Annotated in this window: 15 protein-coding genes; 14 read left to right on the top strand and 1 reads right to left on the bottom strand. The window is 66.8% G+C overall.

The features are described from left to right. The first annotated feature begins 76 nt into the window (after positions 1-76). Genes JX552_RS29280 through JX552_RS29270 form a run of 3 tightly spaced genes read left to right on the top strand, consistent with a single transcriptional unit; the run spans position 77 to position 3,519 of the window. Complete coding sequence (locus JX552_RS29280; protein ID WP_205875294.1) at positions 77-1,342, top strand: aspartate kinase; 1,266 nt, start codon at positions 77-79, stop codon at positions 1,340-1,342. Beyond that, positions 1,342-2,376: an aspartate-semialdehyde dehydrogenase gene (locus tag JX552_RS29275; protein WP_205875293.1), complete on the top strand. Its 1,035-nt coding sequence runs from the start codon at positions 1,342-1,344 to the stop codon at positions 2,374-2,376. Before JX552_RS29280 ends, JX552_RS29275 begins: the two co-directional genes overlap by 1 nt. Before the next feature lie 9 nt (positions 2,377-2,385). After that, complete coding sequence (locus JX552_RS29270) at positions 2,386-3,519, top strand: DUF4185 domain-containing protein (RefSeq protein ID WP_241010765.1); 1,134 nt, start codon at positions 2,386-2,388, stop codon at positions 3,517-3,519. Between the two features lies 1 nt (position 3,520). Here the strand turns inward: JX552_RS29270 and JX552_RS29265 are convergent, their stop codons facing one another. Next, the gene (locus JX552_RS29265; RefSeq protein ID WP_205875291.1) at positions 3,521-3,832 is read right to left on the bottom strand and encodes a hypothetical protein; all 312 of its coding nucleotides are present in this window, start codon (positions 3,830-3,832) and stop codon (positions 3,521-3,523) included. A 152-nt stretch (positions 3,833-3,984) separates the two neighbouring features. Here JX552_RS29265 and JX552_RS29260 point away from each other — a divergent pair, with 152 nt between their 5' ends. The 11 genes from JX552_RS29260 (at position 3,985) to egtE (ending at position 13,254) form a co-directional block, all read left to right on the top strand. Beyond that, positions 3,985-4,158, top strand: a complete 174-nt coding sequence (locus JX552_RS29260) for a hypothetical protein (RefSeq protein WP_205875290.1) — start codon at positions 3,985-3,987, stop codon at positions 4,156-4,158. Between the two features lie 67 nt (positions 4,159-4,225). Next, positions 4,226-4,600: a hypothetical protein gene (locus JX552_RS29255; RefSeq protein ID WP_431196019.1), complete on the top strand. Its 375-nt coding sequence runs from the start codon at positions 4,226-4,228 to the stop codon at positions 4,598-4,600. Positions 4,601-4,715: 115 nt separating this feature from the next. Further along, the gene (locus tag JX552_RS29250; RefSeq protein WP_205875289.1) at positions 4,716-5,120 is read left to right on the top strand and encodes a hypothetical protein; all 405 of its coding nucleotides are present in this window, start codon (positions 4,716-4,718) and stop codon (positions 5,118-5,120) included. Positions 5,121-5,215: 95 nt separating this feature from the next. Then, complete coding sequence (locus JX552_RS29245) at positions 5,216-6,664, top strand: catalase (protein ID WP_205875288.1); 1,449 nt, start codon at positions 5,216-5,218, stop codon at positions 6,662-6,664. A gap of 28 nt (positions 6,665-6,692) precedes the next feature. Continuing rightward, positions 6,693-7,121, top strand: coding sequence for an organic hydroperoxide resistance protein (locus JX552_RS29240; RefSeq protein ID WP_205875287.1), 429 nt, complete (start codon positions 6,693-6,695; stop codon positions 7,119-7,121). 6 nt (positions 7,122-7,127) lie between these two features. After that, positions 7,128-7,766 carry a sensor domain-containing protein gene (locus JX552_RS29235; protein WP_205875286.1) on the top strand — a complete coding sequence of 213 codons (639 nt, stop codon included), beginning with the start codon at positions 7,128-7,130 and terminating at the stop codon, positions 7,764-7,766. Positions 7,767-7,903: 137 nt separating this feature from the next. Then, positions 7,904-9,199 carry an ergothioneine biosynthesis glutamate--cysteine ligase EgtA gene (gene egtA, locus JX552_RS29230; RefSeq protein ID WP_205875285.1) on the top strand — a complete coding sequence of 432 codons (1,296 nt, stop codon included), beginning with the start codon at positions 7,904-7,906 and terminating at the stop codon, positions 9,197-9,199. Then, entirely contained in the window at positions 9,196-10,467 is a 1,272-nt protein-coding gene (gene egtB / locus JX552_RS29225; protein ID WP_205875284.1) for an ergothioneine biosynthesis protein EgtB, read from the top strand. The genes egtA and egtB overlap by 4 nt, the downstream gene beginning before the upstream one ends. Next, entirely contained in the window at positions 10,467-11,177 is a 711-nt protein-coding gene (gene egtC / locus JX552_RS29220; RefSeq protein ID WP_205875283.1) for an ergothioneine biosynthesis protein EgtC, read from the top strand. Before egtB ends, egtC begins: the two co-directional genes overlap by 1 nt. Then, complete coding sequence (gene egtD / locus JX552_RS29215; RefSeq protein WP_205875282.1) at positions 11,177-12,142, top strand: L-histidine N(alpha)-methyltransferase; 966 nt, start codon at positions 11,177-11,179, stop codon at positions 12,140-12,142. The genes egtC and egtD overlap by 1 nt, the downstream gene beginning before the upstream one ends. After that, the gene (gene egtE / locus JX552_RS29210; RefSeq protein WP_205875281.1) at positions 12,139-13,254 is read left to right on the top strand and encodes an ergothioneine biosynthesis PLP-dependent enzyme EgtE; all 1,116 of its coding nucleotides are present in this window, start codon (positions 12,139-12,141) and stop codon (positions 13,252-13,254) included. Before egtD ends, egtE begins: the two co-directional genes overlap by 4 nt. The last annotated feature ends 50 nt before the right edge of the window (positions 13,255-13,304 follow it).

Raw genomic sequence — 13,304 nt, 5'->3', positions numbered from 1 at the left:
GGGGACAAATCAAGATGCGCCGCCACGTATTCTGTTGTGGACTTAAACCAGGCCCGTCCAAGACAGGAAGAGTTCAGTGGCGCTCGTCGTGCAGAAGTACGGCGGATCCTCGGTGTCCGATGCCGACCGGATTCGCCGCGTTGCCGAGCGGATCGTGGAGACCAAGAAGCAGGGAAATGACGTGGTGGTCGTTGTTTCTGCGATGGGCGACACCACCGACGACCTGCTGGATCTTGCCCAACAGGTCTGCCCGGTCCCGCCGCCACGGGAGCTCGACATGCTGCTGACCGCGGGCGAGCGTATCTCCAACGCGCTGGTGGCGATGGCGATCGAATCGCTGGGAGCGCACGCCCGGTCGTTCACCGGCTCGCAGGCCGGTGTGATCACCACCGGAACCCACGGCAACGCGAAGATCATCGAGGTGACTCCGGGCCGGTTGCAGGCCGCGCTCGACGAAGGGCAGATCGTGCTGGTCGCCGGATTCCAGGGCGTCAGCCAGGACACTCGCGACGTCACCACGCTGGGCCGCGGCGGCTCGGACACCACCGCGGTCGCGCTGGCCTCTGCGCTGGGCGCCGACGTGTGCGAGATCTACACCGACGTCGACGGCATCTTCAGCGCCGACCCGCGGATCGTGCCCAACGCCCGCAAGCTGGACACCGTCACCTTCGAGGAGATGCTCGAGATGGCGGCCTGCGGAGCCAAGGTGCTGATGCTGCGTTGCGTCGAGTACGCCCGCCGCTACAACCTTCCGGTGCACGTCCGCTCGTCGTATTCGGACAAGCTGGGCACCGTCGTCGTCGGATCGATCAAGGACATAGCCATGGAAGACCCCATCCTGACCGGCGTTGCGCATGATCGCAGCGAGGCCAAGGTGACCATCGTCGGGATCCCTGACATCCCCGGCTACGCCGCCAAGGTGTTCCGGGCGGTCGCCGACGCGGACGTGAACATCGACATGGTGCTGCAGAACGTGTCCAAGATCGAGGACGGCAAGACCGACATCACGTTCACCTGCTCGCGCGATAGCGGGCCGGTGGCGGTGGCCAAGCTCGACTCGCTCAAAGAGGAGATCGGCTTCACCCAGCTGCTCTACGACGACCACATCGGCAAGGTCTCGCTGATCGGCGCCGGGATGCGCAGCCACCCCGGCGTGACGGCCACGTTCTGTGAGGCGCTGGCCGCGGTCGGCGTCAACATCGAGCTGATCTCCACCTCCGAGATCCGCATTTCCGTGCTGTGCCGTGACACCGAACTGGACAAGGCCGTGGTGGCGTTGCACGAGGCGTTCGGTCTCGGTGGCGAAGAGGAGGCGACGGTGTACGCGGGGACGGGCCGGTAATGGTAGCGGTCGGGGTCGTCGGCGCCACCGGTCAGGTGGGCCAGGTGATGCGCACCCTGCTGGACGAGCGCAACTTCCCAGCGACCAGTGTGCGGTTTTTCGCCTCGGCCCGCTCGCAGGGCCGCAAGCTGCCGTTCCGCGGCCAAGAGATCGAGGTCGAGGACGCCGAGACGGCCGATCCCACCGGACTGGACATCGCGTTGTTCTCCGCCGGAGGAGCGATGTCGAAGGTGCAGGCGCCGCGGTTCGCCGCAGCCGGGGTGACGGTGATCGACAACTCGTCGGCGTGGCGCAAGGACCCTGACGTGCCGCTGGTGGTCTCCGAGGTGAACTTCGCCCGGGACGCACACCGGAGGCCGAAGGGCATCATCGCCAACCCGAACTGCACCACCATGGCCGCGATGCCGGTGCTCAAGGTGCTGCACGAGGAAGCGCAGCTGGTCCGCTTCATCGCGTCGTCCTACCAGGCCGTCTCGGGCAGCGGCCTGGCTGGGGTCGAAGAGCTGGCGGTACAGGCGCGCGCGGTCATCGACGACGTGGAGCAACTGGTGCATGACGGCGGCGCCATCGATTTTCCGCCGCCCAGCAAGTACGTCGCGCCGATCGCGTTCAACGTCGTGCCGTTGGCCGGGTCGTTGGTCGACGACGGTTCCGGCGAGACCGACGAGGACCAGAAACTGCGCTCGGAGAGCCGCAAGATTCTCGGGATTCCGGACCTGCTGGTCAGCGGTACCTGCGTGCGGGTTCCGGTGTTCACCGGGCACTCGTTGTCGATCAACGCCGAATTCGCCCGGCCGCTCTCGCCGGAGCGGGCCCGGGAGCTGTTGGCTGATGCACCCGGTGTGAAGCTGGTCGACGTGCCCACGCCGTTGGCCGCTGCGGGCATCGACGAATCGTTGGTCGGCCGCATCCGGCAGGATCCGGGGGTGCCGGACGGGCGCGGCTTGGCGCTGTTCGTCTCGGGGGACAACCTGCGCAAGGGGGCGGCGCTGAACACGATCCAGATCGCCGAGTTGCTGGCCGCCGAACTCTAGTCGAGCGAGTTGCGTACCGCTTTCGCCGCGCGGTGCTTGCTTGTTGTGTTTTTCCTTGTCCCGCAATGGTTTTGCCCTGCGCACGCCGACCCGCCGGCGCCGGTTCCGCAACCTGTGCTGCAGCCGCTGGCGCCGGGTCATGTAGTGCGCATGGGTGCGACGGCCGGTACTGGGACACCGACCGCGGATTACGGCATCGGCGCCACCGACCTGTGTGAGTTCGTCGAGTTCCCCAGCCAGTTGCTGCAGGTCTGCGGCGACAGCTTCGCCGGCCAGGGCGTCGGATACGGCGGCTGGTATGCCCCGGTCGCCTTGCGGGTGGACACCGCATCGGTCGACGACCCCAACGGGGTTCGCTATACGAGGGTGATGGGCATCAGCCGGCCGCTGCTGGCCGATCCCACACCGCCCGGAGCGTCACAGCTGCCGGCCGGGGTGGTGCAGATCAACCGGCGCAACTATCTGATGGTGGCCACGACGAAGAATCTGGACCCGCAGAATTCGCGGCTGGTTCGGGTCGACCCCGCCCGCGGCGGCTGGGAGACGGTTTCCGGGTCGGTGCGGCCCGCGTCCTTCCAGGGCGGCCGCCAGACGCAGATCAGTGGCTACTACGACCCGATTCCGAAGCCGGACTCGCCCACCGGCTGGGTGTACATCGTGGCCGACAGTTTCACCCGGCGGCAGCCGGTGGTGCTGTATCGGGCCACACCCGAGGCGTTCACCGACCGGTCCTCCTGGCAGGGCTGGGCAGCCGGCCCGGGCGGAGGCTGGAACAGAACGCCGACGCCGCTGTGGCCTGACCTGGTCGGCGAAGTGAGCATCAAGCAGATCGACGGCATGACGGTGCTGTCGTATTTCAATGCCACCACCGGCGACATGGAGGTCCGGGTGGCCGCCGATCCGACCTCGCTGGGTGCCGCGCCGGTCACGACCGTCGTGCAGCACGACGACGAATGGCCCGATCCGCCGGAGAGCCTGCCGCCGCCGCAGGACAACCGGCTCGCGCAGCCCTACGGCGGCTACATCTCACCCGGCTCCACGCTCGACGAGTTGCGGATATTCGTCAGCCAGTGGAATACCGAAGCACGTCAGGATGCGCCGTACCGGGTGATTCAGTACGCGGTCAATCCGTTCCAGCCCTGAACTAACGCCAGCCCGGCGGTAGCTCGGCCGCGTGGTGGGGGCAGTGGGTACGAGTGGCGGCGGATATCACTTGCGCCGCGACGTCTGCCGGCATCTGCCTAGACAGCACCGCGTATGCGTATTGCGGGGTGGAGTTTCCGTACCCAAAATGGATTGCGGCGGCGCTGTCGTCCATCAGCGCGCATGCTTGCTGCTCTTGGCTGGGGTTGGCATGGGCGATGCCCAGGCCGCCGTTCCAGGCGGCGGAGCCGATGCCCGCTATGACGGTGAGCGCCCGGATCATGTGGTTGCCGCGGCGCTGGCGCGTGTGCAATTTCGTGGCGTACATAGTTGGCTATACCCGCAGGTAGAGCCCGTCAATCGAAGGAAGGTCTCGATTCGGTGGCATTAAGGACTTCGGTCCCTACCGGTTCACCGCACTGCCTGTTCGAATGGGAAGTGCAACGCCTGCGAAGGGATCGGAACATGGCGCCAGCTTCCGAGACGAACGTCATCGCCTTGCAGTCTCACCGTAGGTGGCGTGCCGCGCGGCGCCGGGCCGTGGAGATCGATGAGGCGAAGCGCCGGCATCCGTCGTCTTGGCCCAAGGGCGTCGGTGTCGCCACGGCGCTGGCCAGCGTCCCGGGTCCGTCCAGGTGAGAGGGTTTGTGCCCTCACAGCTGCTACCTAACCAGCGCATAGCGGTCACTACTGTTCGGCCCCGATCATTCGTGTCATGAGCGAAATTTCCGACACTCCGACCACGCGGACTTCGACCGCCGTAGCACCACCACCCGCTGAGCGGATGGAACGCCACACCCCCAAGGTCTTCAAGGCCGCGGCCTGGGTGGCAATCGTCGCCGGGATCGTCTTCATCGTCTCGGTCATCTTCTTCACCGGCTTCCGGCTGGGCCTGGCCGCCGGGCACGGCGGCGGTCATCACCGCCACCACAAGCACCACCCGGCGATGATGCACCGCTCGGGATTTCCCGCCAACGGGGGAACTCAGCAGTTTGGGCCGGGAAACGGACCGACCGGACCCGGCCAGGTTCCGAGCTCGGTAGCCCCGTCCGTCACGCCTTCACCCACACCCGGTCGCTGAACGCACTCAACCCGCAGCCCGGCGCTCACCTGCGAGCGCCGGGCTTCATCAATTCACGGCAACTTTGTGATCGTGCCCCTTTACGCTGCTCCGGGCGAGGACGATATTCGAAGGTATGAGTGAAACACCCGAACCCACCGCACCGCCGGCTTCGGTCGCGACCGCTCCGCCACCCCGGCCGGAGTTCCGGGACAAGCCGCCGCGCCTCTACGTAGTCGCGGCCTGGGTCGTGATCGTCGCCGGAATCGTGTTCATCGCGTCCACCGTCCTGTTCACCGCTGCCATGGTCTTCGGCGCCGGACACGGTTACTACCATCGCCACCACCACCACGGCATGTTCCGGCCCGACGGTCCCGACGGTCCCGACGGTTACGGCGGTTACGGCGGTCCCGGGTGGCAATTCCGCTACCCGGGTGGACCCCCTCCTCCGGGCATGGCTCCGGGCATCCCCGGTGCCGGACCCGGTCAAACGCCGACTTCCGCTCCGACGGCTCCCAGCAGTCCTGCTAACCGCCCCTAGTTTCGGGGCGCCGATGCGGGGTAACTCAGGGTAGATAAACCGAATTCTCGTTATGCGCTTAATTTTTCGATATTTCAGGTAGAGGAGATCGCGAAATGACCGAACGCTACACCACGACTGACGGCGGCAGCCCCGCCCCAAGCGACGAGCGGTCGTTGACGCTCGGCCCCGACGGTCCGATCCTGCTGCAGGATCATTACCTGATCGAGCAGATGGCGCAATTCAACCGGGAGCGCATCCCGGAGCGCCAACCGCATGCCAAGGGCGGCGGCGCTTTCGGTCACTTCGAGGTGACCCACGACGTCAGTCAATACACCAGGGCGGCGGTGTTTCAGCCTGGTACCAAGACCGACACCTTGATCAGGTTCTCCACCGTCGCCGGCGAGCGGGGCAGCCCAGACACCTGGCGAGACCCGCGGGGCTTCGCCCTGAAGTTCTACACGTCGGAGGGCAACTTCGACATGGTCGGCAACAACACCCCGGTCTTCTTCATCCGGGACCCGATGAAGTTCCAGCACTTCATCCGGTCCCAAAAGCGGATGCTGGCAACCAATCTGCGCGATCACACCATGCAGTGGGATTTCTGGACCCTGGTGCCGGAGTCGGCGCATCAGGTGACCTGGTTGATGGGCGATCGCGGGATCCCCAAGACCTGGCGCCACATGAACGGCTACAGCAGCCACACCTACAGCTGGATCAATGCCAACGACGAGATCTTCTGGGTGAAGTATCACTTCATCAGCGACCAGGGCATCGATTACCTGACGCAGCAAGACGCCGATCGGCTGGCCGGCGAGGACGGCGACTACCACCAGCGCGATCTGTACGAGACCATCGAGCGCGGCGACTTCCCGAGTTGGACGCTCAAGATGCAGATCATGCCGTTCGAGGAGGCGAAGACCTACCGGTACAACCCCTTCGACCTGACCAAGGTGTGGCCGCACGGCGATTACCCGCTGATCGACGTCGGCAAGTTGACGCTGACCCGCAACGTCGCCGACTACCACACCGAGATGGAGCAGGCCGCATTCGAGCCGAACAACATCGTCCCCGGCACCGGCCTGAGCCCGGACAAGATGCTGCTCGCGCGCGGGTTCTCCTACGCGGATGCGCACCGGGCCCGACTCGGGACGAACTACAAACAGATCCCCGTCAACACGCCGAAAGTGGAGGTCAACAGCTACTCGAAAGACGGCGCCATGCGGATCAAGAACGCGACGGATCCGGTATACGCGCCCAACTCTTTCGGCGGCCCGCACGCCGATCCGGCGCGCGCAGCCGAGGTGCGCTGGCAGGCTGATGGCGAAATGATCAGGGCTGCTTACACGCTGCGTCCCGAGGATGACGATTGGGGTCAGGCCGGCACCCTGGTCCGCGAGGTGCTCGATGACGATGCGCGGGATCGGTTGGCTAACAACATCATCGGACACATTTCCAAGGGCGTGAAGGAGCCGGTGCTGTCCCGCGTGTTCGACTACTGGCGCAACGTCGACCCCGACCTCGGCAAGAAGGTCGAAGAGGGCGTGCGGGCGAACCTCGGCTGAGGACAACCGGGCTGGCATGATCGAGCCCATGAGTATCGAAGTCGTTTACACCACCGCATCCACGGCGACAGGCGGCGGGCGGGACGGCCACGTGAAGTCCGACGACGGCCGGATCGACATGGACACTCGCCCGCCCAAGGCGATGGGCGGCAGCGGCGAGGGCACCAACCCCGAGCAGTTGTTCTCCGCCGGTTACGCGGCATGCTTCCTGGGCGCGCTGCGGCTGGTGGCCGGTAAGGCCAAGGTGAAGCTCGATGACGCCACCAACGTCACCGTCGAGGTCGGGTTCGGCAAGGACTCCGAGGGCGGGTTTGGCCTGACCGGCAAGATCGTCGGCTATCTGCCGGGCGTGGACCAGAGCACGGCCGACGACCTGGTGCACCAGGCCCATCAGGTGTGCCCGTATTCCAAGGCCACCAAGGGCAACGTTGACGTCGACGTATCGGCCAAGGTGTAGGACGGCATGCGGCTTGCCCTCATAGCGGCAGGTATCGGCCTGGCGGTCGGGGGAGCGGCCAGTGCGGCGGCCCATCCGTCGGAGCCGGGAGTGGTGTCCTACGCCGTGCTCGGCAAGGGATCGGTCGGCAATATCGTCGGCGCCCCGATGGGGTGGGAAGCGGTGTTCAACGAACCGTTCCAGGCGTACTCGGTGGACCTGCCGGCGTGCAACAACTGGGCGGAGATCGGCCTGCCGGAGGTCTACAACGACCCCGACCTGGCCGCCTTCAACGGGGCCACCGCCCAGACGTCGGCCAGCGATGAGAATCATCTCGTCAAGCAGGCGGTCGGCGTCTTCGCCACCAATGACGCGGCCGACCGTGCCTATCACCGGGTGGTGGACCGCACCGCGGGCTGCTCTGGACAGACGACCGCGATGCATCTGGACAACGGCACCACGCAGGTCTGGTCGTTCGCCGGGGGCCCCGCGACGGCGACCGACGCGAACTGGACCAAGCAGGAGGCGGGAACCGACCGCCGGTGCTTCGTTCAAACCCGGCTGCGCGAAAACGTGTTGCTCCAGGCCAAGGTCTGCCAATCTGGCAACGCCGGGCCCGCGGTGAGCGTGCTGGCCGGGGCCATGCAGAACGCGCTGGGCCAGTAGCCGGGATGAGAATTGGGTACCCGTCTCCCTCGTGCAACTGAAATGGTCGGGAATATGTCGGTGTTCTCTGGAAGATGAAGTGATGGTGGTTATCGTCCCGATGGCTACGCGTCCGGCTGCCGCGGAGGGATCGTGATATGAGTCGCACCGCCGCTTCCACGGGTCCGCAGCTGGACAACATCGACGTGGCCAATGCCGAGCTGACCAGCACGGCCGCCGTCGCGCAACACATCGCGGACGGGTGCCTGCTCGACGGTCCGGTGGGCCGTGTCGGTCTGGAAATCGAGGCGCACTGCTTCGACCCGGCCGATCCGATGCGACGGCCGACCTGGGACGAGATCACCGACGTGCTGAAGTGGCTGAATCCGCTCCCGGGTGGCAGCGCTATCACCATGGAGCCCGGCGGCGCCATCGAGCTCTCGGGTCCGCCTGCCAACGGCGTATTGCCTGCCGTCGAGGCGATGACCATGGACCAGGCGGTGTTGCGAAACGCCCTCGCCGAGGCTGGTCTGGGGTTGCTCTACATGGGGGCAGACCCGCTGCGCTCACCCGAGCGGATCAACCCGGGTGCCCGCTACCGCGCCATGGAGCAGTTCTTCGCCGCCAGCGACAGCGGCGCGGCCGGCGCGGCCATGATGACGTCGACGGCGTCGATCCAGCTCAACCTGGATGCCGGCCCGCAGTCGGGGTGGGCGGCGCGAGTCCGATTGGCCCACGCGCTCGGGCCGACGATGATCGCGATCGCGGCCAACTCGCCGATGCTGGCCGGTGAATTCTCCGGGTGGCAGTCCACCCGGCAGTGGGTATGGGGGCAGATGGACTCCGCGCGATGCGGTCCGGTGCTGGGGGTCAGCGGTGACGATCCCGGCACCGACTGGGCCCGATATGCCCTCAAGGCGCCGGTCATGATGGTGCATGCGCCCGACGCGGTGGCCGTCACACACTACGTGCCATTCACCGACTGGGTGGAGGGCCGGACGCTGCTCGGCGGCCGCCGGCCCACGATCGCCGACCTGGAATACCACCTGACCACGCTGTTCCCCCCGGTCCGGCCACGCCAGTGGCTGGAGATCCGCTACCTCGACAGCGTTCCCGACGCGGTCTGGCCCGCGCTGGTGTTCACGCTGACCACTCTGCTCGACGACCCGGCCGCCGCCGAGGTGGCCGCCGCGGCCGTCGAACCGGTTGCCACCGCGTGGGACACCGCGGCCCGCCTCGGGCTGCGGGATCGGCGTCTGTACACCGCAGCCAACCGGTGTCTGTCCATCGCCGCCGAGCGGGCGCCGGCCGGACTGGCCGCGGCGATGCAGCAGCTGATGCTCAACGTCGAAACCGGGCGATGTCCCGCCGACGACTTCTCCGACCGGGTCATCGAGCATGGAATCGCGACCACGGTCGCGCTGGCAGCGCGTTCGGCACAAGGGGAGCAGTGACAGCACGGGAACAGTTGGCCGGCGACCTGGAGCGGGCACGCACCCGGACATTGCGGCTGGTCGATTTCGACGACGACGAACTTCGTCGGCAGTACAGCCCACTGATGAGTCCGCTGGTGTGGGACCTGGCGCATATCGGTCAGCAGGAAGAGCTGTGGCTGCTGCGCGACGGCAACCCGGATCGGCCGGGCATGCTGCCTCGCGAGATCGAAGGACTCTACGACGCATTCGTACACTCTCGGGCCAGTCGGGTGGACCTGCCCCTGCTCTCCCCGGCCCAGGCACGGTCGTTCTGCCGCAACGTCCGCGACGCCGCGCTCGACGCGCTCGACGGCCTTCCCGAAGACGCTGCCGACTTCCAGTTCGGACTTGTCATCAGCCACGAGAATCAGCATGGCGAGACCATGTTGCAGGCATTGAATCTGCGCACCGGTGCGCCGCTGTTGCGGGAGACGTCCCCGGTCCCCGCCGGGCGGCCCGGGTTGGCGGGAACGTCGGTGCTGGTACCGGGCGGGCCATTCATCCTGGGTGTGGACGCCGCAACCGAGCCCTACTCGCTGGACAACGAACGGCCCGCTCATCTGGTGGAGGTCCCGCCCTTTCGGATCGGACGGGTTCCGGTCACCAACGGCGAGTGGCGCGAATTCGTCGACGACGGGGGCTATGCGCAGCCCCGCTGGTGGTCCGAGCGCGGGTGGCAGCATCGAGTGCAGGCGGGCCTCACCGCGCCTCAGTTCTGGAACGCCGACACCCGCACCCGATTCGGCTATATCGAGAACATCCCCCTCGACGAGCCGGTGCAACATATCTCCTATTTCGAGGCCGAGGCTTATGCTGCCTGGGCCGGTGCCCGCCTGCCCACGGAAGTCGAGTGGGAAAAGGCGTGCGCCTGGGATCCTTCGACGAATTCCCGCCGTCGTTACCCGTGGGGTGACCAGCCGCCCTCCGCTGAACGCGCGAATCTGGACGGCACCGCGCTGCGGCCCGCACCGGTTGGCGCGTACCCCACCGGCGCATCGGCCTACGGCGTCGAGCAGATGCTCGGCGACGTCTGGGAGTGGACCAGTTCGCCGCTGCGCCCGTGGCCCGGATTCGTGCCGATGATCTACGAGCGCTACTCCCAGCCCTTCTTCGACGGCGACTACCGGGTGCTGCGCGGCGGCTCATGGGCGGTCGAACAATCCATCCTGCGACCCAGCTTCCGCAACTGGGACCATCCTTACCGGCGGCAGATTTTCTCCGGCGTCCGATTGGCCTGGGACGCTTGATGTGTCGCCATCTTGGCTGGCTCGGAACCCCGGTCAGCGTCTCCTCGTTGGTCCTGGACCCACCCCAGGGTCTGCGGGTGCAGTCGTACGCGCCGCGCCGGCAGAAACACGGTCTGATGAACGCCGACGGGTGGGGCGTGGGCTTCTTCTCGGACCTGGCCGGAGACGTTACGCCGCGGCGCTGGCGCAGTCCGGTGCCGCTGTGGGGGGACACCTCCTTCGACTCGGTTGCCCCCGTGCTGCGGAGTCATTGCGTGGTAGCGGCGGTGCGCTCCGCGACCGTCGGCATGCCGCTCGAGGCCAGTGCCACCGCACCGTTCACCGATGGCCGGTGGCTGTTGTCGCACAACGGTGTTGTCGACCGCACGGTGTTGCCGATGTTGCCGACCGCCGAATCAGTCTGCGACAGTGCGGTTCTGGCTGCCACCATCTTCGATCAAGGGGTGGACGCGTTGGGTGACACGATTGTCGAGGTGGGCACCGCTGACCCGCTGGCCCGGCTGAACATCATGGCCGCCAACGGTTTCCGGCTGATCGCCACAGCCTGGGGCGACACACTGTCGATCCTGCGCCGTGCTGACGGCGTGGTGCTGGCCAGCGAGCCCTATGATGACGACCCGGATTGGGAAGACATACCGGACCGGCATCTGGTGGAAGTCACCGCCGACGGCGTCGTGTTGACTGCGTTGAACCGCTCGAAAGGATCCTGATGACGCTCACGCTGTCCAACCATCTGGCCGAGGACTCCGCGTTGCACGCGCTGCGCCGCGACGTCTTCTTCGGCCTGCAGCAGCAGCCGAAATCGTTGCCGCCCAAGTGGTTCTACGACGCGGCGGGCAGCGATCTGTTCGATCAGATCACCCGGCTGCCCGAGTACTACCCGACGCGGGCCGAAGCCGCCATCCTGCGCGTCCGCTCCGCCGAGATCGCCTCGGCCAGCCAGGCCGACACCCTGGTCGAACTCGGCAGCGGGACCTCGGAGAAGACCCGGCTGCTGCTCAATGCGCTGCGCGACCGCGCGTCGCTGCGCAGCTTCGTGCCCTTCGACGTGGACGCCTGCGTGCTGTCGGCGGCCGCCGGCGCTATCCAGGACGAGTATCCGGGAATCGAGATCAATGCGGTCTGCGGCGATTTCGAGGAGCATCTGGCCGAAATCCCCAGTAGTGGGCGGCGGCTCTTCGTATTTCTGGGCTCGACGATCGGCAACTTGACGCCTGAGCCGCGCGCCGACTTTCTCGCGGCGCTGTCGGCCGTGATGCATCCCGGTGACAGCCTGCTGCTGGGCACCGATCTGGTGAAGGACGCCGGCCGGCTGGTGCGGGCCTACGACGATGCGGCCGGAGTGACGGCGCGGTTCAACCTCAACGTGCTTGCCGTCATCAACCGACAACTCGATGCTGATTTCGACGTCGACTGTTATGAACACGTGGCGCGTTGGAACAGCGACGAGGAGCGCATCGAGATGTGGTTACGCTCCACCCGCCGCCAGCGGGTGAATGTCGAGGCGCTGGATCTGACGGTCGACTTCGAGGCCGGTGAGGAGATGATCACCGAGGTCTCGTGCAAGTTCCGCCCGGATGGGGTGGGAGAGGAGTTGGCCGCGGCGGGGCTGCGGCGGATCCGTTGGTGGACCGACGAGGCGGGTGACTTCGGCCTGTCGCTGGCCGCCAAGTGAGCCACCCCGACGAGCTTGCGCAGCAGTGGCGCGCGGCCCGACCGCCGGTCGCCGGACTGCACCTGGATAGTGCGGCCTGCTCACGACAGAGTTTGGCGGCCCTCGACGCGGCAGCCCAGCATGCGTTGCACGAATCGGAGGTCGGCGGGTACGTGGCGGCGGAGGCGGCGGCCACGGTGCTCGACGCGGGGCGCGCCGCCGTCGCGAAGCTCTGCGGCTTGGTCGATGCTGAGGTGGTCTATACCACGGGCTCGTTGAACGCATTGGATCTGCTGTTGAGCAGCTGGCCGCAGGACCGCCGCCAGTTAGCCTGTCTGCCCGGCGAGTACGGCCCCAACCTCGCGGTGATGGAGGCCCACGGATTCCGGGTGCGGCAGTTGCCAGTGCTCGACGACGGGCGGTTGGCGATTGACGACGCGGCGTTTCAGCTGCAGGAAGACCCGCCCGATCTGGTTCACCTGACGCCGGTGGCAAGCCACCGCGGCATCGTGCAGCCGCTCGCGATGATGGCCAAGCTGTGCCGCGAGCTCGATCTGCCGTTGGTGGTGGACGCCGCGCAGGCCTTCGGGCAGATCGACTGCGCGGTGGGAGCCGACGCCACGTATTCGTCGTCGCGCAAATGGATGGCGGGTCCGCGCGGGGTCGGGGTGCTGGCATTGCGGCCCGAGTTGATGGAGCGGCTGACCACGCGGCTGCCGGCGCCACTCGGGTTCGGTGAGGCCAATGTGGCCGCACGCGTCGGTTTCTCGGTGGCCGTGGGTGAGCATCTGGCGTGCGGCCCGGAGCGGATACGGTCCCGGCTGGCTGAGCTGGGTGGAATCGCCCGCTCCCTGCTGACCGATATCGACGGCTGGGCGGTGGTCGAAGCGGTCCAAGAGCCAAGCGCCATTACTACTTTGGCACCGCTCGACGGTGCCGATCCGCAAGAGGTGCGGGAGTGGTTGCTTGCCGAGCGCCGGATCCTGACCACCTACGGCGGCGTGCAACGCGCGCCGATGGAGCTGACATCGCCGGTGTTGCGAATTTCCCCGCATGTTGACACCACGGCGGACGATCTGGAAGCTTTCGCCGAAGCGCTGATAGAGGCGACGGCCGCTACCGCCGCGACCTGAGCCCAGCGGAACAAATGCTCCGTAATCGCAAAGTATGAACCCTGACCGTT

This window comes from Mycobacterium gordonae, assembly GCF_017086405.1.
GTDB classification, from domain to species: Bacteria; Actinomycetota; Actinomycetes; order Mycobacteriales; family Mycobacteriaceae; genus Mycobacterium; species Mycobacterium gordonae_D.
This window is presented reverse-complemented; position numbering and strand designations above follow the sequence as displayed.

Coding starts and splice junctions, on each gene's coding strand:
- egtC (WP_205875283.1), top strand. CDS start 10,467: ATGTGTCGCCATCTTGGCTGGCTCGGAACCCCGGTCAGCGTCTCCTCG.
- JX552_RS29245 (WP_205875288.1), top strand. CDS start 5,216: ATGACCGAACGCTACACCACGACTGACGGCGGCAGCCCCGCCCCAAGC.
- egtD (WP_205875282.1), top strand. CDS start 11,177: ATGACGCTCACGCTGTCCAACCATCTGGCCGAGGACTCCGCGTTGCAC.
- JX552_RS29250 (WP_205875289.1), top strand. CDS start 4,716: ATGAGTGAAACACCCGAACCCACCGCACCGCCGGCTTCGGTCGCGACC.
- JX552_RS29235 (WP_205875286.1), top strand. CDS start 7,128: ATGCGGCTTGCCCTCATAGCGGCAGGTATCGGCCTGGCGGTCGGGGGA.
- JX552_RS29275 (WP_205875293.1), top strand. CDS start 1,342: ATGGTAGCGGTCGGGGTCGTCGGCGCCACCGGTCAGGTGGGCCAGGTG.
- JX552_RS29240 (WP_205875287.1), top strand. CDS start 6,693: ATGAGTATCGAAGTCGTTTACACCACCGCATCCACGGCGACAGGCGGC.
- JX552_RS29260 (WP_205875290.1), top strand. CDS start 3,985: ATGGCGCCAGCTTCCGAGACGAACGTCATCGCCTTGCAGTCTCACCGT.
- egtA (WP_205875285.1), top strand. CDS start 7,904: ATGAGTCGCACCGCCGCTTCCACGGGTCCGCAGCTGGACAACATCGAC.